The organism is Streptococcus mitis SK597, assembly GCF_000148545.1.
Lineage (GTDB): Bacteria > Bacillota > Bacilli > Lactobacillales > Streptococcaceae > Streptococcus > Streptococcus mitis_C.
Genome location: NZ_AEDV01000043.1, coordinates 1 through 18,574, shown reverse-complemented (window position 1 = coordinate 18,574; position 18,574 = coordinate 1). Strand labels below are relative to the sequence as shown.

The following is an 18,574-nucleotide window of genomic DNA, read 5'->3' as shown; positions in this document are numbered from 1 at the left end:
GAGGAGAACTGATGTCTCAAGTAAAAGGCTTGTGTGTGTTGGATGTGGATGGAACCTTAATCCTAGAAGAAGTGATTGATTTGTTGGGAAGAGAGGCAGGTTGTGAGGAGGAAATTGCGCAGCTTACAAGTCGGGCAATGCGAGGAGAGGTAGACTTTGAAAGCAGTTTACGAGACAGAGTTTCCTTGTTGGAAGGCCTTCCTATTTCGGTTTTTGAGAAAGTCTTCAACTCCATTCATCTCTCGCCAAATGCCCAAGAATTCATCTCAATTCTCCAAAAGAACGACATCCTAGTTGGTCTTGTGTCTGGTGGATTTACTCCAATAGTTGAGAGGCTTGCAAAATCCCTTGGTATTGCCTATTTATCTGCCAACCAACTTGAAGTTAAAGACGGTCATCTAACAGGAAAGTTAGTTGGACAAATTATTAATCCTGAAGTCAAAAAAGCAACTCTGGAACAATGGAGAGAGGAACTAAAACTTCCTAGAGAAAGAACGGTTGCAATCGGTGATGGTGCCAATGACTTATTAATGTTGAAATCAGCAGGACTAGGAATTGCTTTTTGTGCTAAAGAAGTGCTCAAAAAAGAAATACCGAATCATGTTGACAAGAGGGATTTTTTAGAAGTTCTTCCTTTGATTGACTGTTTAGAATGAGGGGAAAATATGAAGATTGTAATTGCACCAGATTCATTTAAGGAAAGTTTGAGCTCTGAAGAGGTGGCTGAAGCTATAAAAAGAGGTTTCCAACAATCGCTTGCAGATGTAGACTATCTCCTCTGCCCTGTTGGTGATGGTGGAGAAGGCACTGTAGATGCTATCCGACATTCTCTTGACCTAGAAGAAAAATGGATCCAAGTGACAGGACCTTTTGGCCCAAAAGAATCCATGCGCTATTTTAAAAAAGGGGAATTAGCCCTATTTGAAGTAGCTGACTTGGTCGGCCTTGGAAAAATTCCTCTGGAGAAACGAAATCCACTACAAATCCAAACTCGTGGTATTGGAGAATTGATTTGCCACCTCATTTCTCAAGGGATTAAAGAAATTTATATTGGCGTTGGCGGTACGGCCAGTAATGATGGAGGAATTGGGATCGCTGCTGGTTTAGGTTATCGACTTTATGATAGGGATGGAAATGTCTTGCCCGCTTGCGGGCAGTCCTTATTAAACTTAGCTTCTATGTCAACAGAAAATTGCTATGAAATTCCTGAAGATGTACAAATTCGTATTTTAGCAGATGTCGTCAGTCCCTTATGTGGTCCTCAAGGTGCGACCTATATTTTTGGCAAACAAAAAGGCCTAGATCCTACTATGTTTGCAGTCGTAGATCAGGCAATCCAAGATTTTTATGAAAAAGTCTCCCCTGCAACATTAGAAATTAAAGGAGCAGGAGCTGGTGGAGGCATTGCTGCTGGTTTGTGTGCCTTTGCTCAAGCAAGAATCGTATCTGGGATTGATACCTGTTTAGATTTGATTGATTTTGATAAGAAAGTTTTAGATGCTGACTTGGTTATTGTTGGAGAAGGAAAGCTAGATCGTCAAAGTTTAGCAGGTAAAGCGCCTATAGGTGTTGCAAAAAGAACCCCTGTTGGAGTTCCTGTTATTGCTATTTGCGGTAGTCTTGCTGAGGATTTGCCTCCCTTACCATTTGAAAATATCCAAGCGGTTTTTTCAATTTTGGAGAAATGTGAACCTTTGGAAGATAGTTTGAAAAATGCCAGTCTCTATCTGGAGCACACGGCTACCAATATTGGGCGTTTATTAAGTCTGAGTAAGATTTAGCCAAACCATTTTTTCCATAAGGATGTTTTGGATGGTTCTTCCTTTTTAACTTCCCAAAGCTTTGCAAAAGCAAGTCGAAGATCCTTTTCTTCTACTTGAACGGGTGCATTGCTATGGATAACCAGACCGAAGGGAGAAGTAGTATGCTCTTCAGATACTATGGTGGCTTGACTATCAGTTTCTTTTGCTTCTTTTAAGTAGAAAACTTGCTTGTCAAATTCGATAGTTGGAGAAATCTTCACAAATAGTGGCTCTGCTTTTTCCTGAAGGTTTTCTAAAATAGATAAAAAGCCTTTTTCTAGCTGAGGGCTATTTGCTGTATCAATATCTGCATATCCAAGAACTCTTTCCTCAAAGGTACCAAGATAGCGTCTTTGCTCATCTGGATTTAATTTTGGCCCACCATGAGCTTTTTCAAGTAATTGTTTTGATAAATCTGTCATGAAAACAGTATATCATAAAAGTTAGAATAAAACAGACAAAAGAAAGCGATTACTTTATAAAGTTAAGGAAAATTTGCACAAAGATAACATTTTTTCTTGAAAAAGGAGGGTTTTTAAGGTATTATAGAGGTGTAAAAAATTTAACTCATAAGGAGAGTAAAAAATGTCAATTATTACTGATGTTTACGCTCGCGAAGTCCTAGACTCACGCGGTAACCCAACACTTGAAGTAGAAGTTTACACTGAATCAGGTGCTTTCGGACGTGGTATGGTTCCATCAGGAGCGTCTACTGGTGAACACGAAGCAGTTGAACTTCGCGACGGTGACAAATCTCGTTACGGTGGTCTTGGTACACAAAAAGCTGTTGACAACGTAAACAACATCATTGCTGAAGCTATCATTGGCTACGATGTACGTGATCAACAAGCTATCGACCGTGCTATGATCGCTCTTGACGGTACTCCTAACAAAGGTAAATTGGGTGCAAACGCAATCCTTGGTGTGTCTATCGCTGTAGCTCGTGCTGCTGCTGACTACCTTGAAATCCCACTTTACAGCTACCTAGGTGGATTCAACACTAAAGTTCTTCCAACTCCAATGATGAACATCATCAACGGTGGTTCTCACTCTGACGCTCCAATCGCTTTCCAAGAATTCATGATCGTACCTGCTGGTGCGCCATCATTCAAAGAAGCTCTTCGTTGGGGTGCTGAAATCTTCCATGCACTTAAGAAAATCCTTAAATCTCGTGGTTTGGAAACAGCCGTAGGTGACGAAGGTGGATTTGCTCCTCGTTTTGAAGGAACTGAAGACGGAGTTGAAACTATCCTTGCTGCGATCGAAGCTGCTGGATATGTTCCTGGTAAAGACGTATTTATCGGATTTGACTGTGCTTCATCAGAATTTTACGATAAAGAACGTAAAGTTTACGACTACACTAAATTCGAAGGTGAAGGAGCAGCTGTACGTACTGCTGCAGAACAAATCGACTACCTTGAAGAATTGGTAAACAAATACCCAATCATCACTATCGAAGATGGTATGGATGAAAATGACTGGGACGGTTGGAAAGCTCTTACTGAACGTCTTGGTGGTAAAGTTCAATTGGTTGGTGACGACTTCTTCGTAACAAACACTTCTTACCTTGAAAAGGGTATTGCAGAAGGTGCTGCTAACTCAATCCTTATCAAAGTTAACCAAATCGGTACTCTTACTGAAACATTCGACGCTATCGAAATGGCGAAAGAAGCTGGTTACACTGCCGTTGTATCACACCGTTCAGGTGAAACTGAAGATTCAACAATCGCTGACATCGCAGTTGCAACTAACGCAGGACAAATCAAGACTGGTTCACTTTCACGTACAGACCGTATCGCTAAATATAACCAATTGCTTCGCATCGAAGACCAACTTGGTGAAGTAGCAGAATACCGTGGATTGAAATCATTCTACAACTTGAAAAAATAAAATAGTTCACTGAACTATTTTATCTCGAACCTTGAAATTTAAAAGTTCGGCCGTTGATGTAACAACGTTTCTAGCCCCTCGGATTTTATTCGAAGGGCTATTTTTGTATTTAGGGGGCAAAAAAGGGGCAAAACTTTTTAAAAAATCTTTTTCATCACTTTGTCCAGTACATTGATTGCTTCATCTTTCATGTTCTTTGTGACGTGGGTGTAGATGGAAGTAGTGACTTCAGAGTCGGAATGATCAACCATGTCCGTGATTGTTTTTAAAGGAATTTTATTTTCTGATAAAATATTGGCCATCGCAGACAGCATGCTTTTATAGGTGCTTAATTTGATTTATTTTTGTGGAATCCTCTTATTTTGAGATGAATACCAATTATAAGTGATTTGCATATCCAGGATATTACAAAGAAAGGCAAGCTAGTGGCCACATAAATTTTATTTCATATTCTTTAAAGCTATTTACTCTGTTAGCAATTGTATTTGATATGATCAAATAAGATTAATAGTTTATTGAATCCCTTTTTTATAAATTACATAATTTATTTTATGTAGTTTATAAACTATCCAGAGCATTCTTTTGTTCATCGTTGACGATATGGGTATAGAGGTCAGTGACTTGTGTGCTGGCATGTCCTAGCTGGTGACTGACCAAAACTTGAGATTTAGTAGCATCATAGAGCCTAGTTGCTAGGGTATGTCGTAGTTTATGGGGTGTTACACGGACTTTGAAGTCCTCAGAGTATTTAGCAACCATTTTTTCAACGCTGGAAGCGTCAATACGATTGGGAACACCTCGATAGAGAGTTAGAAAGAGTGCAATGTCCGTTTTTTCAGTATTATAGCGTTGATTCCGAATGGCCAGATAATTCTCTAAATAAGGCTTTGCAAAGGCAGCTACATTGACCGAGTCACGTTTGCCCCCTTTTCGAGTGACATCGATAACCATCATTTTTAGATTGAGATCTCTTAGATCCAGATTAACAGCTTCAGATAAGCGAACACCCGATGCCAAGAGAAGGGCAATAATGGCCAAATCACGTTCTTTATTTTTATTAAATGATGAAAGAGCTCGATTTGAGAGCTGTTGTGGGTAATCTTGGTCTATATAAGTCAGAAACCCTTCTGTTTCATCACCTAGAAAGAGCTTTTGTTTGATGTTTTCAGCTCTGGCAGCAAGAGTCTCTTTCTTTTTCTTGGTTGAAACTTTCTTCATTACATTACGATAGAAATAAGGCTCTCCCTGATCGTTTTCAACTTCCTCAGTCAAATACTTATAAAGACTAGAAAGTGCTGACAAGGTCCGATTGATAGTTGTCTGTGAAACACCTTGTTTTGTTGTATTAGCATTCAGCAAAGGTCGTTCTCGTAGATAAAGGATAAAGGTTTCCATATCTTTCTTTGACATGTTTTCCAAGACAGATAAAGGAATATTAGACATTTTATCAGCGTTTGAAATACCAGACTCCAAAACCCAGCTGAAAAATCGATCGTATTCCTTGAGGTATTCATACAAGGTTGTAAAACTGTAGGGAACAGCAAGCTTAGATTGGTAGTATTCCAGAACATACCAGGGCATGATTTGTTTTAGTTTGTCAATTCGTTCCAGTAAAATCTCACGTTTCATGTATTTTCTCCATAAATAAGTCTACTAGTAGTATAGCATAGGCTTATGTATTTTTCAAGAAAATTATAGTTTTTCGGAAAGATGTTATAGGAGTTTTTTAAAGTGATAAAAAGACTTAGACCTGCAAACAAAACAGATCTAAGTCTTTGGAGCTATTATTGTGAATCATTATCTAGTGCTTTTTCTAGCTTCCAAATACTAAACCAGAATGAAATAGTCAGCAGAATAAGGAAAATAAAAAAGAGATGATCAGTAACGAAACTTCTGTTCATTCTACATAATTGAAGAGCTATATAAGGAGCTATGAGATACAAAATACATTGTATAATTGCTATTGTTTTCTTTTTCATGATTTTAATCTTACTGTACAGATTTGATACAGTAAACTCTTTTCTAGCTTTATCATTTCTAACTTAATTATAGTCTTATTTTTACCAAAGTTCAATTATTTGTATGTGAAATGTTTTATCAGCAAAAAAGAGGGGAAGTCCCCCTCTCAAGATTTTATTTTACCGCTTCTTTCAAAGCATCTACCTTGTCCAAACGTTCCCACGGAAGATCAATATCTGTACGTCCCATGTGTCCATAAGCCGCTGTTTGACGGTAAATTGGACGTTTAAGATCCAACATTTGAATAATTCCTGCAGGACGAAGGTCAAAGATTTGACGAGCCGCTTTTTCAAGCTTGCTTTCAGCTACACTTCCTGTACCAAAGGTATCGATACGAACAGAAACAGGTTGGGCAACACCGATAGCGTATGCCAATTGCACTTCTGCTTTCTTTGCAAGACCTGCTGCAACAATGTTTTTAGCAATGTAGCGAGCTGCATAAGAAGCAGAACGATCCACTTTAGTCGCATCTTTACCAGAGAAGGCACCACCACCATGACGAGAGTAGCCACCATAAGTATCTACGATAATCTTACGACCAGTCAGACCTGAGTCCCCTTGAGGTCCACCGATTACAAAACGACCAGTAGGATTGATGAAGAATTTTGTTTGCTCATCCAAGTAAGAGGCTGGAATAACCTCTTTGATAACCTTGTTAATGACATCATTGTGAATTTGTTCGTTGCTGACTTCTGGATCGTGCTGAGTTGAAATCACGACTGTGTCCACACGTACTGGACGGTCATTTTCATCATACTCAACTGTAACTTGTGATTTAGCATCTGGGCGAAGATAGCTAATTTCACCAGACTTACGAAGTTCTGCCAGACGACGAACCAATTTATGACTGAGTGAGATTGGCAATGGCATGAGCTCTTCTGTTTCATCCACTGCAAATCCAAACATGAGCCCTTGGTCACCAGCGCCAATCAAGTCAAGCGGATCTTGGTCTGCATTCCCACGAACCTCCAAGGCTTCGTTAACACCTTGGGCAATGTCAGGAGATTGTTCCACCAAAGATGGATGTACTCCTACAGTCTCTGCAGAAAATCCATATTCGGTATTGGTATAGCCAATCTCTGCAATGGTATCTCTAACCACACGGTTAATATCCACATAGGCATTTGTAGAAATTTCACCAAAAACGTGGACAGATCCAGTGTATACAGCTGTCTCAGCAGCAACGTGCGCCTCTGGATCCTCTGCTAAAATAGCATCCAAAATCGCATCTGAAATTTGGTCTGCAATCTTATCTGGATGCCCCTCAGATACAGACTCAGACGTGAATAATTTACGTTCTGACATAAAAATGTCCCCCCTTAAAAATAGTGTTATAGAGTTACAAAGTACTGGTAGGAAAACTCTTAGTGATAAATACCTACCATCTTATCGGGACTATATAACTTTACTATTATACCATTTTTAAGTGCAATTTGCAGTCTATATACTCAATAAAAATCAAAGAACAGCTTTTTGATTGTAGATAAAACTGACCAAATTAGTAACATATACCTAATACAAGATGACGCTAACTTGTTTTAAAGAGTATTAATGTACTGTTTCAATTTCTACTAATCTATTTTCAATAGGTGTTTAACAACCTTAATATTATGCGTACTATTATTTTCAAACTATCGTGTCCTGAACAATAGTTTGAAAATGAAAAGGGACTTTATTCTTTTTGTAACCTTACTGTAATAATTATCCGATTAAAAAATGATAAAATAGGTATGTACAGTTAAGGAGAGAATAATGCCTGTAAGAAAATTACAATCCTATGAGGTAGACTATCAAGAAGAATTAAATCATCAGATTCCTCGCTATCAAGATTATACACCTGAAGCACAATCTGATGCCAATCTCAAGGAAATCCTATTTTTTGTTAATATTGCTGTTTTTTGTATCTGTGTTGCTATCTTTAGTTTTATCTTTTTAGCATTAAAATTATCAACTGCTCTTGCATTTGTCGCAGCAATCGGATTTAGCTTACTTGTTTTAAAAGTCCAACGCTCTATTATCAAACGAAAATTTAGAAGATAAATCATACCCCACGTCTAATCAAGTTGATTTGTAAAAAATTAAGGAAAACAGAGGATTTAAGATGGAAAATGTGTTATTCATCTTAAATCCTCTGTTTTTTTGACCAGCTTGCCAAATATAATTATCTACTTAATTGAATAACGTGTAACCTTTTCTAATAAACATTCTCCAAACATCCTAAACTGTAAAATCAATTAGCCCCAAGCTTCCTATCAATTTCTTCTCCAAAATATGCTATAATAATACCAAAAGATAAAGAAGGAAGACCTATGATTAAACTACTAGCCTTGGATATGGACGGGACCCTCCTCAATGAATCCAAGGAAATCCCACAAGCTCACATTACTGCTATTCACCAAGCTATTGAAAAAGGTGTCAAACTTGTACTTTGTACTGGTCGCCCGCTTTTCGGTGTCCTCCCCTACTATAAAAAACTGGGACTTGACCTCCAGAATGAGTATGTGATTGTTAACAACGGTTGCTCAACTCACCAGACCAGTGATTGGAGTCTGGTTGATTGGCAAGAACTCAGTCCAGCAGACATCGAGTACCTCTATGACCTTGCTGAAAAAAGTGATGTTCAGTTGACTCTTTTTGATGAGGAGCATTATTTTGTCCTCGGTGGTAAGCCTAATGAAATCATTGAAAATGATGCTAAGCTAGTCTTTTCAGACCTGACTGAAATTTCTCTTGAGGAAGCGACTAGTGGCAAGTATCGCATGTTCCAAGGGATGTTTTTGGGGACAGAGAGCCAAACAGACGATTTTGAAGAGCGTTTTGCTGGAGAACTCTGTCAACGATTTAGTGGAGTTCGTTCGCAGCCTGTTATTTATGAAGCCATGCCACTTGGAACGACAAAGGCTACTGCTCTTTCACGACTAGCAGATATTTTGAAGATTGATTCCTCAGAGATTATGGCTATGGGCGATGCTAATAACGATATCGAAATGCTCCAGTTTGCAGGACTTGGCATTGCAATGGGAAATGCCAGCGATTATGTCAAATCTCTTGCGGATTCCGTTACAGCAAGCAACGAAGAAGACGGCGTTGCGCGTTCCATTGAGAAATATATTTTATAATTAAGAAGCCCAGTTCATATCAACTGGGTTTTGATATTTAAGAATTCCTAAAACTTTAGAAACTCTTTAGAAATACTTGAGCTTTCTTTGATTTCTATGCTTTATACTAAAGTTATCAAAATAAATCAAAAGGAGAGAAACATGAAAACAGTACTTGACATTCATGGATTGTCCAAAAACTTTGACAAACAAGCTATCCTTCAGGATATTCATCTAACGATAAGAGAGGGAGATATTTATGGACTTATAGGGAAGAACGGAGCTGGGAAAACCACCTTGATAAAAATTATTACGCAACTACTGTTTGCGGATAAAGGAACTATTTCCCTCTTCTCCAGCAAAACGGAAAATGAGTGGACCAAGGCTCTATCTCGAGTAGGTTCTGTTATCGAATCACCTGTAGCTCATAATCACTTAACAGCCTATCAAAATCTGAAATATTACTGTATGATTCGTCATATTCCAAATGCTGATCAAGTTATTCGAGAAACGCTGGACTATGTAGGTTTGGCAGATACAGGTAAGAAAGTCTTTCGTGATTTCTCGCTAGGAATGAAACAAAGACTTGGTATCGCCATTGCACTCCTATCCAAACCAGACTTCCTGATCTTAGATGAACCTATCAACGGTCTCGACCCAATCGGTATCAAAGAATTTCGTCTGATGATTCAACGGCTCAATCAAGAAAAAGGAATAATCATTCTCATCTCTAGCCATATCTTGTCAGAACTTTATCTCCTAGCTAATCGTTTTGGTATTTTAGATCAAGGCAAGATTATCCGTGAAATCAGCAAAGCTGAATTTGAAACACTAAGTGAGGATTATATTGTTCTTAAGACAGCTGATAAAGAGAAAGCTTGTCAAGTATTGAAAGAACAAATCCAGCTCCAGTTCAAGGTTGTTAATCCAGAAAATGAAATCCATATCTTTGGTCAGGAACAAGATGTCAAACAGATTCTCAAGGAATTAACCTTGGCAGATGTTGCTATTGACGAGATTTACTATGCCCGTCAAAACCTAGAAGAATACTTCACTCAATTGGTCGAATAGGAGGAAAATCATGATACATACCATTCAAGCAGACTTTTACCGTCTTTTCCGTTCCAAAGGATTCTGGATTACAGAGTTCATTCTCTTTGTAATCATGTTAATGGGGGCTATTTTTGGAGCTACTGGTCATCTAATGGCAATCCAGACAGAAGAACCAGAAATTCCAACCCATGGTTGGGACGGTGTACAAGCCCTGATTAACGCATCTAGTCAAGGTTCAAACCTCGTTTTTCTCTGCATCGTCCTAGCCTGCCTCGTGCTTGGAGTTGATTTAATCGGCAAACTCTATAAAAATAATTTAACAGTGGGTGTTTCTCGTACCGAGTTTTTCCTCGCCAAAGCTTTTGTATTGGCTTCTATTGCACTTTTGCAAGTCATCATTAGCCTTGTGATTGCCTTTATTCCAGCAACGATCTTAAATGGATTTGGCACTATGCCTGATGGCTTTATTGGAAATCTACTGATAACCATTTCCCTTCAATTCCTTTGCCTCCTTGCTTGGCTTTCCATTGTTTCCTTTATTCTCTATGTTAGTCATTCTTATCTTGCAGTATTTATTGGCTATTTGGTCAGCTCTATCTTACTTTCTATGCCAATGCTCATCTTCCCAAGTATCAAAATTTTGCCATATTTATCATTGCAATTTTTCTATGATATGACTGCTAATAGTGAGTCAATTCTCTACACACTTATAGTTAGCCTAGCTGTTATTGTAATCTTTAATATAGGTGGACTGACAGTTTTCAAAAAGAAAAGTCTATAAAAAATGACCTCCTCTAGCCTACAGAGGAGGTTTCTTTTTGTTAAAAGTAAATAAAAACCGATAACCACTGCCCATCTGTGCCTAGTTTCATCTCTGCACCGAGAAGATGGCATAATTCCTCAGTGATATAAAGTCCTAAACCAGAGGATTCTTCCGTGTCTGATAGATTTTCAGAATAAAAACGGTTGCTGAGATTTTCTATTCTTTTGATGGGCTGTTTAACAAGGTTTGCAATCTCTAAGACAAGCTGTTCCTTTTCCTTTCGCAAAGATAGACGCGCTTCTTCCTTACCATGCTTGAGGACATTTCCAAGCAGATTTTGTAAAATTCGATCCAGCAAGTCTTCATCAGTTCTCGTTGTTAAACCAGCTTCAACCTTAAAATCAAACATGATATTTGCCGCCTGAAAAACATCATAATAAGCCAGAGTCTTTTTGGTGATAAAAGCTGAAAAATCCACTTCTTCCAGTTTCGGTTTGACAGCTCCTTCCATCAAACGACGATATTCTAGAAGAGCCTCCAAATGTTTAGAAACTAAATCAAGATGCTGGGCGATTTTTTGTAAGGTTTCTGCTTTGTCTTCAGGAGACTTTATCAATTGTTGGGTGTAGCCTGAAGCGATAGTCAAAGGCGTCCGAATATCATGGGCGATATTGCTGATGGCCATATCCAGAGTCTGCTTCTCCCTTTTCATTACCAACCGAGATTGTTCCACTTCCTGAAATAGATTTTCAATCTGCTGGTAGAGATGTAAAAAATGTTTGGAAAAAATACTGACTCCGACTCTTTTCATACTACCCGTGAGAATCTTGTCTTCAATCTGTTGACTCAAGTTTTTAAGTGCTAGATGGTAGCGAATCAATGCAATCGATAAAATAATTAAGAGAACCAGTAGGATAAAGATTATCATGTAGGTCATTGCTTGTCTCCTTTTAATCTTACACCAACTCCCCAAATGGTTTCAATATATTCTTGATTTGGGTCAAGCTGGTTTAATTTTTTTCGAAGATTACTCAAATGCGTATTGAGGGTATTATCTCCAGGTAGGTAGCTATCCTCCCAGACCAATTCATAAAGTTCTTCTTTTGTAAAAATTTTCTTAGGGTGTTTAAGGAGAGTTTGGAGAATCAAGCATTCTTTTTTGGCAAGGCGAATCGTTTCCTGACTATTGTTGATTTCAAAACTTTCGGCATCAAACTGGATATTTTTCAAGTTTTGTGGCAGATTTTCAGTTTTTCCTATTTCCATAGGCTGTTTTTCTGCACTTTGACGTAATTGAACAGTAACTCTGGCAAAGACTTCGTCCAAATCAAAAGGTTTGACTATGTAATCATTGGCACCGTCTAAGAGGTATTGACTGATTAACTTCTTATCGCTCAAAGCTGTTAGCATAATGACTGGAGTTTGACTTTGTTCCCTGATGGCTTTTAAAACCTGATCACCATTTTTCCCAGGAAGCATGATATCTAGCAAAACGAGGTCAATCCCACCTTGGTCAAAACGCATGATTCCTTCTGTACCAGAAAAGGCTTGAATTACCTCATGCTCCTCAGTAAGAAGTGTTCGCAAAATCTCTTGAATGTCACTATTGTCTTCAATAACCAATATCCTAGCCATAAATACCAACCTTTCTGCAACTATTATAGCATGTTTTATTGTTTCAAAGTCTCTCAATTTTTCAAGCAGAACAACACACTTTATGTGAACTAAATAATTTCTTTCAGATGAAATATTGATTAAATGATGACTAGATCGATACTTTCATACTAAGCAAATTTTAAATTAGCAGTTATTTTTTCTAGTTTGCTATTGTACATTTCCCTTAACTGTGCTAAATCAGTATCTCTATTTTCAGATAAAAATACCCTATATTGCATATTTTTATTAGGCATTTTTTCCGTTAAAATAGAATCGTAAATTGAAAATCTGTCTTCAATTTCAATTTTTACTGTATTTACTAAAGAAAATTCTACATTTTTGTTTTCTAGTGTTTCTAAAACTACAATAATTGATTTTAATAGCAAGTAGCTACATACACCTCTTTCTCTATACTTAGGTAGCACACTAATACTTCTATACCTGAAATTAAAATCTGCAGTTTTGGTAATACTATAGTTTATACCAATATTACAAAAACTAAAACTCTCAGAAATTTCATTATTATTAATCAGAAATTTTAATTCTACACAGCCATGCTCTTGTAATAGAGATTCAAATGTCTGATTCTCCCAATTTTCATAATACGTTTTAATATTGATCCCTCGTTCTTCTGAAGTAGAATCATTAAATCTAGAATCATATCCTTCCTCTCCATTCTCTGTTTCGTTTTCAAAATCAGATATAGACTTTTTTAAGAAAATTCTCTTTAAACTATCAATTAAATATTCAACCCAAGCCATTTTACACCTCTGCTTATCATAAAACTTTCTCAATGGAGAAAGCTTGTCTACTTGCCAACTTCAGTTTTGGAGGAAATCCTTTTGAAAAATCTAAATGACCAATTGCAACTAAATAATAATCTGTATCTTCTTCAACTTTAAGCAAAACTTTACCACCAAGATATATACTTGCTTTCTTTTTCCATTTCCTATTCGAATCCTTACAAAAAATATTCAAAAAATAAAGAGTATATCCTTGTTCATTATGCCATTCTGAAATGCTTAAACGTACTTTACCATAGAAAAGATGAAGTTCATCTTCAAGTTCTTTATCTAGCCATTTTTCAATACTTTTTCTTCTTAAAGATTTATGATGTACTTGTCTTTCAACCTTTCTTGTCAGAACTACAGGATTTTCATCACTAGAATCTCCTAGAGCTATCGGTGTTTGAGGCAAATATTCTTTTTTTAAAAAAAGACTTCTCATCATGGCATCAAGCTTATCTTTAATTTGGTCATCACGAAGATTTTTAAAATATTCCTCTATATACTCTTTGCTAGCATAATCAAATTGATAAGAGCACCAATTAGTGTGTTTAGAACTAGTCTTTCTTTTTAAATGTGCTCTCCTTTGTGAAGTCTTAGGGATGTAAGATAACTCTGCTTGTTTACACTCTGGGCAGAACATATTATCTTGATAAATTCCTAGATTTTTATATTTTACAAAATAATCATTTAAAATCTGAATATCTTCTTTCTTATCCGCAGTGTAAAAGTAAAATTCATCAAATGATTTTGGCATATTCCATTCCTCGCATACAGTAATTTAAAATTAAATATTATGAATGATTATAGCATTTTATAACATACGTTTATACTGTCTCAAGATGATTGACTTTGGAAACATACAATTTAACGTTTAACAAATCAAGGGTGTCTCCATAGAATCAAAGTATTTCTGATACCCATTTCCTTCTATCTATAGACAGTAAAAATCCTTAAAACAACTTTTTTCCAAGGCTTTCTTTATATTCTATTGTATCAATTTACTTATACCGATATCTGTTGCTACTAGTTTAATCATAAAATATTTCTTACTCCGATTAGTAAATCTACCTCCTATTATACCATAGATAACTAGAAAAAGGACTAGTCTATCAGCTTTGCTTTGCTTTTATCCTTCTCTACTAGCTAGTGGTGTTTCTAACTTTTAAAAAAAGCTCGTAAAATTAAAATCGTGCAACTTTTTTCAGATACTTTTAAAAGATTGATTTCCTTATATTTTTCCTTTATACTGGATAAAAAGGAGAATAATATGTCAGAAACAAATCACGAAATTGATTCAAATTTTGCAGGTCGTTTAAATATCCTGCGTGCGGGCGTTCTTGGTGCCAATGATGGGATTATTTCCATTGCTGGTGTGGTTATCGGGGTTGCCAGTGCCACGACCAATATCTGGATTATCTTTTTATCAGGCTTTGCGGCTATCTTGGCTGGTGCCTTTTCTATGGCTGGTGGGGAGTACGTATCCGTTTCAACTCAAAAAGATACCGAGGAAGCAGCCGTTGCGCGTGAGCAAGTCTTGCTGGATCAAGATATAGAGTTAGCCAAAAAGTCTCTCTATGCCGCCTATATCCAAAATGGAGAATGCGAAACCTCTGCCCAACTCTTAACCAACAAGGCCTTTCTTAAAAATCCACTCAAGGCTCTGGTAGAGGAAAAATACGGGATTGAGTATGAAGAGTTTACCAATCCTTGGCATGCTGCCATCTCTAGCTTTATTTCTTTTTTCCTTGGAAGTTTGCCTCCAATGCTCTCAGTGACCATTTTCCCAAGTGATTACCGCATCCCTGCTACTGTCCTGATTGTCGGTGTGGCCCTTCTTCTCACTGGTTACACTAGTGCCAGACTTGGAAAAGCACCAACCAAAACAGCTATGATTCGGAACCTTGCTATCGGTCTTTTAACCATGGGAGTTACCTTTCTGCTAGGACAACTTTTCAGCATTTAATACTCTTCAAAAATCTCTTCAAACCACGTCAGCTTCGCCTTGCCGTACTCAAGTACTGTCTGCGGCTAGATTCCTAGTTTGCTTTTTGATTTTCATTGAGTATAAAATACAAGAAATACCTCGATGTTGAAGTCGAGGTATCTTTTTTTACATTTGTACAATCTTGCGATAGCTTCTAGAAGTAATCATGAAAATCAGCACATAGGCGATGAAGAAGATAGCGCAGATAGACAAGGTCACAATCAACATCATAGTCGTATCCAGTACACCAATCACTTTTAGAATCAGACTAAGCATATGGTAGGCAAAGGCTAGGTGTATGAAGGCAAAAAGCAAAGGAAGGAAGAAAACAGTTAAAACCTGTTTGTTAATGGTTTGCTTGATTTGCTTTTGATCTAAACCGACTTTCTGCAAGATAATAAAGCGTTCACGGTCTTCGTAGCCTTCAGAAATTTGTTTGTAGTAGATAACCAGAACAGTTCCGACCATAAAGATAATGGATAGGAAAATACCGATAAAGAAGACACCACCAAAGAGGGCACTCATCTGAGCACTAGCATCTGCTAGATTGCTACCATACACATAGCTACCTTCAGTGTTTAATTGTGCATTAAATTGATCGAGGTATTTATCATACTCGTCAGCGACCTTGAGTTGTTCTTCTTCGCTGGCATTTACATTCATACCACCGTACAGCTGATTATAGATAGCCGAATCTGGGAATTGGTCTAAAAATGCTTGCAAATTAGGAACAACAAGGTAATTGTAATCAGTAGTAAAAATATTAAACTGATTTGGGACATGATTCACAATAAAATCTGTATTAAATTCTTCTTTGACAGAAAATTGATGGTTATTTAGAGTTAGAGCTTTCTGTCCTTTCAGTCCGTCATTTTTGGCAAAAAGACCGACCTCATTCCCTGATAGAGAAAGCTTTTGACCAGTCATATTTTCGTAATCTTTTTGGTCAAATACCATGAAGACTGTTTTAGGTTGGACACGATTTTGTCCTTTTTCAAAAATAGTTAACTTGGTTCCTTCTTGATTTGCAATACCAAAGTTACTGTAACGAAGCACTTCTTTCTCTTTGACACTATAACCTTTGTCACTTGCAAACTGGCTCAAGAGTTTGTCCAAGTCTTCTTTTTCAACATTTTGTCCAGTAATTCCAAAGTCATGCGGATTCATCACTTTTTTAAAGGATTCTGAAGCATTGAAAATGCTTGTCGCTGCAGACATGGTAACCAAGACCATTGTTGACAAAATAGCGATAGTTGCTAGTCCAACCGCATTTTTCTTCATACGGAAAATCAAGTTGGAAACAGAGATAAGATTATTTGGTTGGTAATAATATTTCTTGTTTTTCTTTAAGATTTGAAGGAAAACGGTAATACCTGCATTGAACAAGAGATAGGTCCCAAAGATAACCAGTAAAACAGCTAGGAAGAAGGTTGTTAGGGCTGTCAGAGGATCTTTTACCGTAAGGGCAAGATAGTAGCCGATCCCTAAACTAATCGAACCAAGAATAGTTTGGAGAGGAAGGAAACGACCTCTTTTCTCTCCGCTAGCTTTCTCACGTGAGAGCTGGAGGGCATTCATACGGGCGATTCGAAGGGCATTCAGGAACATGAGGCCTAGGAAAATCAAACCAAAGACAACAAGTACTGCAATGACAACATTCATTTGGAAGGTAGCGACCAGCTCAACCTTCAATTTCATCAGTTTGAGCAAGAAAGCGAAAATTAACTTGTCAAACAAGGCTCCAATACCGATACCTGCTCCAACAGTTAGAATCCCAAATACCACTAACTCCTTAAAGGTCATACTGATAAGATGACGCTTCTCCAAGCCTAACATGCCATAAATTCCCAGTTCCTTGGAACGGTTTTTCATAACAAAACTATTGGCATAGAGGACGATAATAGCTGACGCAAGGGTGACGACAAACATACCAAATCCAAGTGTAGCCTGAATGGTTGTTCCTCCACGGATTTCAGCAATCTTGGGATTGAAGGTTAGAGAGTAAAAGAGATAGGTGACTGTGACTGCCAAGAGAACAGCCAGCGCAAAAGGGTAGTAGAGTTTGCGGTTTTTAATCAAGTTCGATACCGCTAACTTATTGGTTAATCGAAACATACTAATTCACCTCGCTTGCCATCACAGTCAAGGTATCAGAGATTTCTTGGAACATCTGACGTTCTGTCTTCTCTCCACGGTAGATTTGGTTGTAAAGAATGCCGTCTTTGATAAAGAGTACACGTTTAGCTCTGCTGGCTGCTGCTGTTGAGTGGGTTACCATAAGAATGGTTTGGCCGCGCTCATTGATTTCATCAAAGACATCAAGTAAGGCTGCAGAGGACTTGGAATCAAGGGCACCTGTTGGTTCATCCGCAAGGAGAATTTCAGGTTCTGTGATGATGGCGCGAGCTACTGCTACACGCTGTTTCTGCCCTCCTGAAATCTCGTAAGGGTACTTCTCTTGTAATTGGTTGATGCCTAGATTCTCAGCTGTAACCACCAACTTCTTCATCATTTCCGTAATAGGTCTTCTTGACAAGACAAGCGGAAGCAAGATATTGTCCTTAACAGACAGAGTATCTAACAAATTAAAGTCTTGGAAGACAAATCCCAGCTTTTCACGACGGAAGCTAGAAGCCTGTGAATTTTTAATGGTTGCGGTGTCAGTTCCATTCAAGTAAACCTGACCACGACTTGGTTTATCCAGCATAGCTAGGATATTGAGAAGAGTGGATTTACCAGAACCAGACTCACCCATGATGGCAACGTAGTCACCCTTTTCTACGGTAAAGTGAATATCCTTGAGGGCCTCTACTTGGTTGCCCTGAAAACGTGTTTTATAAATTTTTTGAACGTGTTTTACATCTAAAAGTGTCATGAGAATCTCCTTTCTTAATATCCCATCAAATGAAATGTAGCTTGCATCATAGCGCATCCCAGCTGAACACGCTCGATTTCTTTGTGACTTGGTTTTCTTGTTTTCTTCTGTAAGATTTGTTTCATGATGTTACTCCTTTGTTCTTTATGAGACTAGTTTACATCAAAAAAAGACCGCTTGCCATAACCTAACCTTACAAAAGAGACTTTAATCTTACATTTTTGTAAGATTGGGGGAAATGTAAGCAAAATTACTTAGAAAATAATTTGATTTTCTATTTTTAAAATTGTAAAATATAAGTGTAAAAAGGCTTACTTTGGAAAGGAGGAATCGGGAACTAACATTTGAGTAAGCTTACCTAGATAACATACCATTAAATTGAACACTTGTAAGTCGTTCTAAGTATCAGGAAAGAAGGTGCGCTTTAATGAAACACAAAGAACATATACTCATCGGACTTCTCTATCTCCTCTCTCCATTCATCGGTCAGCTCTTAGTTAAACAGACATACTTTATCGGTACACAATTTACAGCTACTGCTTATGCTATTTGCTGGCTATCAGTTGTTATCAGCATCCACCATTTTTCAAAAAATGTATTGTCTCAGCATGAAAAATCAGATTAGAAACATGAGTTCAAAAAGATG

General features: G+C 37.6%; 18 protein-coding genes and 1 pseudogene. 9 read left to right on the top strand and 10 right to left on the bottom strand.

Features of this window, described 5'->3' with window-relative positions; translation table 11 throughout:
- The first annotated feature begins 11 nt into the window (after window positions 1-11).
- Window positions 12-656 (top strand): phosphoserine phosphatase SerB, encoded by a 645-nt coding sequence (serB, locus tag SMSK597_RS07645; RefSeq protein WP_000084485.1) that lies wholly within the window; start codon window positions 12-14, stop codon window positions 654-656.
- Between the two features lie 9 nt (window positions 657-665).
- Window positions 666-1,781: a glycerate kinase gene (locus tag SMSK597_RS07640; RefSeq protein WP_000706389.1), complete on the top strand. Its 1,116-nt coding sequence runs from the start codon at window positions 666-668 to the stop codon at window positions 1,779-1,781.
- Here the strand turns inward: SMSK597_RS07640 and SMSK597_RS07635 are convergent.
- Window positions 1,778-2,224 carry a YueI family protein gene (locus tag SMSK597_RS07635; RefSeq protein ID WP_000131090.1) on the bottom strand — a complete coding sequence of 149 codons (447 nt, stop codon included), beginning with the start codon at window positions 2,222-2,224 and terminating at the stop codon, window positions 1,778-1,780. The genes SMSK597_RS07640 and SMSK597_RS07635 overlap by 4 nt on opposite strands.
- A gap of 163 nt (window positions 2,225-2,387) precedes the next feature.
- Between SMSK597_RS07635 and eno the strand changes: the two genes are divergently transcribed.
- The gene (gene eno, locus SMSK597_RS07630) at window positions 2,388-3,692 is read left to right on the top strand and encodes a surface-displayed alpha-enolase (protein WP_000022821.1); all 1,305 of its coding nucleotides are present in this window, start codon (window positions 2,388-2,390) and stop codon (window positions 3,690-3,692) included.
- A gap of 137 nt (window positions 3,693-3,829) precedes the next feature.
- On the opposite strand, the pseudogene SMSK597_RS12825 reads toward eno, so the two are convergent.
- The 3 genes and pseudogenes from SMSK597_RS12825 to metK form a co-directional block, all read right to left on the bottom strand.
- Window positions 3,830-3,988, bottom strand: a pseudogene (locus tag SMSK597_RS12825) (integrase); the annotation flags it as partial.
- Window positions 3,989-4,250: 262 nt separating this feature from the next.
- Entirely contained in the window at window positions 4,251-5,321 is a 1,071-nt protein-coding gene (xerS, locus tag SMSK597_RS07625; protein WP_000817864.1) for a tyrosine recombinase XerS, read from the bottom strand.
- A gap of 504 nt (window positions 5,322-5,825) precedes the next feature.
- Window positions 5,826-7,016, bottom strand: a complete 1,191-nt coding sequence (gene metK, locus SMSK597_RS07620; protein WP_000003911.1) for a methionine adenosyltransferase — start codon at window positions 7,014-7,016, stop codon at window positions 5,826-5,828.
- Between the two features lie 447 nt (window positions 7,017-7,463).
- Between metK and SMSK597_RS07615 the strand changes: the two genes are divergently transcribed.
- The 4 genes from SMSK597_RS07615 (at window position 7,464) to SMSK597_RS07600 (ending at window position 10,643) form a co-directional block, all read left to right on the top strand.
- Window positions 7,464-7,751 (top strand): DUF3270 domain-containing protein, encoded by a 288-nt coding sequence (locus tag SMSK597_RS07615; protein ID WP_001145223.1) that lies wholly within the window; start codon window positions 7,464-7,466, stop codon window positions 7,749-7,751.
- Between the two features lie 269 nt (window positions 7,752-8,020).
- The gene (locus SMSK597_RS07610; protein WP_000593610.1) at window positions 8,021-8,830 is read left to right on the top strand and encodes a Cof-type HAD-IIB family hydrolase; all 810 of its coding nucleotides are present in this window, start codon (window positions 8,021-8,023) and stop codon (window positions 8,828-8,830) included.
- A gap of 141 nt (window positions 8,831-8,971) precedes the next feature.
- Entirely contained in the window at window positions 8,972-9,880 is a 909-nt protein-coding gene (locus SMSK597_RS07605; protein ID WP_000859638.1) for an ATP-binding cassette domain-containing protein, read from the top strand.
- Window positions 9,881-9,890: 10 nt separating this feature from the next.
- Entirely contained in the window at window positions 9,891-10,643 is a 753-nt protein-coding gene (locus tag SMSK597_RS07600) for an ABC transporter permease (protein WP_000581962.1), read from the top strand.
- Between the two features lie 40 nt (window positions 10,644-10,683).
- Here SMSK597_RS07600 and SMSK597_RS07595 read toward each other — a convergent pair whose 3' ends face one another.
- From SMSK597_RS07595 to SMSK597_RS07580, 4 genes are all read right to left on the bottom strand, one after another.
- Window positions 10,684-11,562 carry a sensor histidine kinase gene (locus SMSK597_RS07595; protein WP_000221839.1) on the bottom strand — a complete coding sequence of 293 codons (879 nt, stop codon included), beginning with the start codon at window positions 11,560-11,562 and terminating at the stop codon, window positions 10,684-10,686.
- Complete coding sequence (locus SMSK597_RS07590) at window positions 11,559-12,260, bottom strand: response regulator transcription factor (RefSeq protein WP_000101116.1); 702 nt, start codon at window positions 12,258-12,260, stop codon at window positions 11,559-11,561. The genes SMSK597_RS07595 and SMSK597_RS07590 overlap by 4 nt, the downstream gene beginning before the upstream one ends.
- A 149-nt stretch (window positions 12,261-12,409) precedes the next feature.
- Window positions 12,410-13,042 (bottom strand): hypothetical protein, encoded by a 633-nt coding sequence (locus SMSK597_RS07585; protein ID WP_000312620.1) that lies wholly within the window; start codon window positions 13,040-13,042, stop codon window positions 12,410-12,412.
- Window positions 13,043-13,058: 16 nt separating this feature from the next.
- A complete protein-coding gene (locus SMSK597_RS07580) occupies window positions 13,059-13,823 on the bottom strand; it encodes a hypothetical protein (protein WP_001126653.1) in 765 nt (254 codons plus the stop codon).
- 513 nt (window positions 13,824-14,336) lie between these two features.
- On the opposite strand from SMSK597_RS07580, the gene SMSK597_RS07575 reads away from it, so the two are divergent.
- Window positions 14,337-15,032 (top strand): VIT1/CCC1 transporter family protein, encoded by a 696-nt coding sequence (locus tag SMSK597_RS07575; RefSeq protein ID WP_000005269.1) that lies wholly within the window; start codon window positions 14,337-14,339, stop codon window positions 15,030-15,032.
- Between the two features lie 147 nt (window positions 15,033-15,179).
- Here the strand turns inward: SMSK597_RS07575 and SMSK597_RS07570 are convergent, their stop codons facing one another.
- Complete coding sequence (locus SMSK597_RS07570; protein ID WP_000489395.1) at window positions 15,180-17,168, bottom strand: ABC transporter permease; 1,989 nt, start codon at window positions 17,166-17,168, stop codon at window positions 15,180-15,182.
- A gap of 1 nt (window position 17,169) precedes the next feature.
- On the bottom strand, window positions 17,170-17,928 hold the full coding sequence (locus SMSK597_RS07565) for an ABC transporter ATP-binding protein (RefSeq protein WP_000173358.1): 759 nt from the start codon (window positions 17,926-17,928) through the stop codon (window positions 17,170-17,172).
- Between the two features lie 427 nt (window positions 17,929-18,355).
- On the opposite strand from SMSK597_RS07565, the gene SMSK597_RS07560 reads away from it, so the two are divergent.
- Window positions 18,356-18,553 (top strand): hypothetical protein, encoded by a 198-nt coding sequence (locus SMSK597_RS07560; RefSeq protein ID WP_000680772.1) that lies wholly within the window; start codon window positions 18,356-18,358, stop codon window positions 18,551-18,553.
- The last annotated feature ends 21 nt before the right edge of the window (window positions 18,554-18,574 follow it).

Excerpts from the sequence above, each read along its gene's own strand:
- SMSK597_RS07600 (WP_000581962.1), top strand. The coding sequence starts at position 9,891 with ATGATACATACCATTCAAGCAGACTTTTACCGTCTTTTCCGTTCCAAA.
- SMSK597_RS07640 (WP_000706389.1), top strand. The coding sequence starts at position 666 with ATGAAGATTGTAATTGCACCAGATTCATTTAAGGAAAGTTTGAGCTCT.
- SMSK597_RS07570 (WP_000489395.1), bottom strand. The coding sequence starts at position 17,168 with ATGTTTCGATTAACCAATAAGTTAGCGGTATCGAACTTGATTAAAAAC.
- SMSK597_RS07610 (WP_000593610.1), top strand. The coding sequence starts at position 8,021 with ATGATTAAACTACTAGCCTTGGATATGGACGGGACCCTCCTCAATGAA.
- metK (WP_000003911.1), bottom strand. The coding sequence starts at position 7,016 with ATGTCAGAACGTAAATTATTCACGTCTGAGTCTGTATCTGAGGGGCAT.
- SMSK597_RS07615 (WP_001145223.1), top strand. The coding sequence starts at position 7,464 with ATGCCTGTAAGAAAATTACAATCCTATGAGGTAGACTATCAAGAAGAA.
- SMSK597_RS07580 (WP_001126653.1), bottom strand. The coding sequence starts at position 13,823 with ATGCCAAAATCATTTGATGAATTTTACTTTTACACTGCGGATAAGAAA.
- SMSK597_RS07575 (WP_000005269.1), top strand. The coding sequence starts at position 14,337 with ATGTCAGAAACAAATCACGAAATTGATTCAAATTTTGCAGGTCGTTTA.
- SMSK597_RS07590 (WP_000101116.1), bottom strand. The coding sequence starts at position 12,260 with ATGGCTAGGATATTGGTTATTGAAGACAATAGTGACATTCAAGAGATT.
- SMSK597_RS07635 (WP_000131090.1), bottom strand. The coding sequence starts at position 2,224 with ATGACAGATTTATCAAAACAATTACTTGAAAAAGCTCATGGTGGGCCA.
- SMSK597_RS07565 (WP_000173358.1), bottom strand. The coding sequence starts at position 17,928 with ATGACACTTTTAGATGTAAAACACGTTCAAAAAATTTATAAAACACGT.
- SMSK597_RS07595 (WP_000221839.1), bottom strand. The coding sequence starts at position 11,562 with ATGACCTACATGATAATCTTTATCCTACTGGTTCTCTTAATTATTTTA.
- serB (WP_000084485.1), top strand. The coding sequence starts at position 12 with ATGTCTCAAGTAAAAGGCTTGTGTGTGTTGGATGTGGATGGAACCTTA.
- eno (WP_000022821.1), top strand. The coding sequence starts at position 2,388 with ATGTCAATTATTACTGATGTTTACGCTCGCGAAGTCCTAGACTCACGC.
- SMSK597_RS07560 (WP_000680772.1), top strand. The coding sequence starts at position 18,356 with ATGAAACACAAAGAACATATACTCATCGGACTTCTCTATCTCCTCTCT.
- xerS (WP_000817864.1), bottom strand. The coding sequence starts at position 5,321 with ATGAAACGTGAGATTTTACTGGAACGAATTGACAAACTAAAACAAATC.
- SMSK597_RS07585 (WP_000312620.1), bottom strand. The coding sequence starts at position 13,042 with ATGGCTTGGGTTGAATATTTAATTGATAGTTTAAAGAGAATTTTCTTA.
- SMSK597_RS07605 (WP_000859638.1), top strand. The coding sequence starts at position 8,972 with ATGAAAACAGTACTTGACATTCATGGATTGTCCAAAAACTTTGACAAA.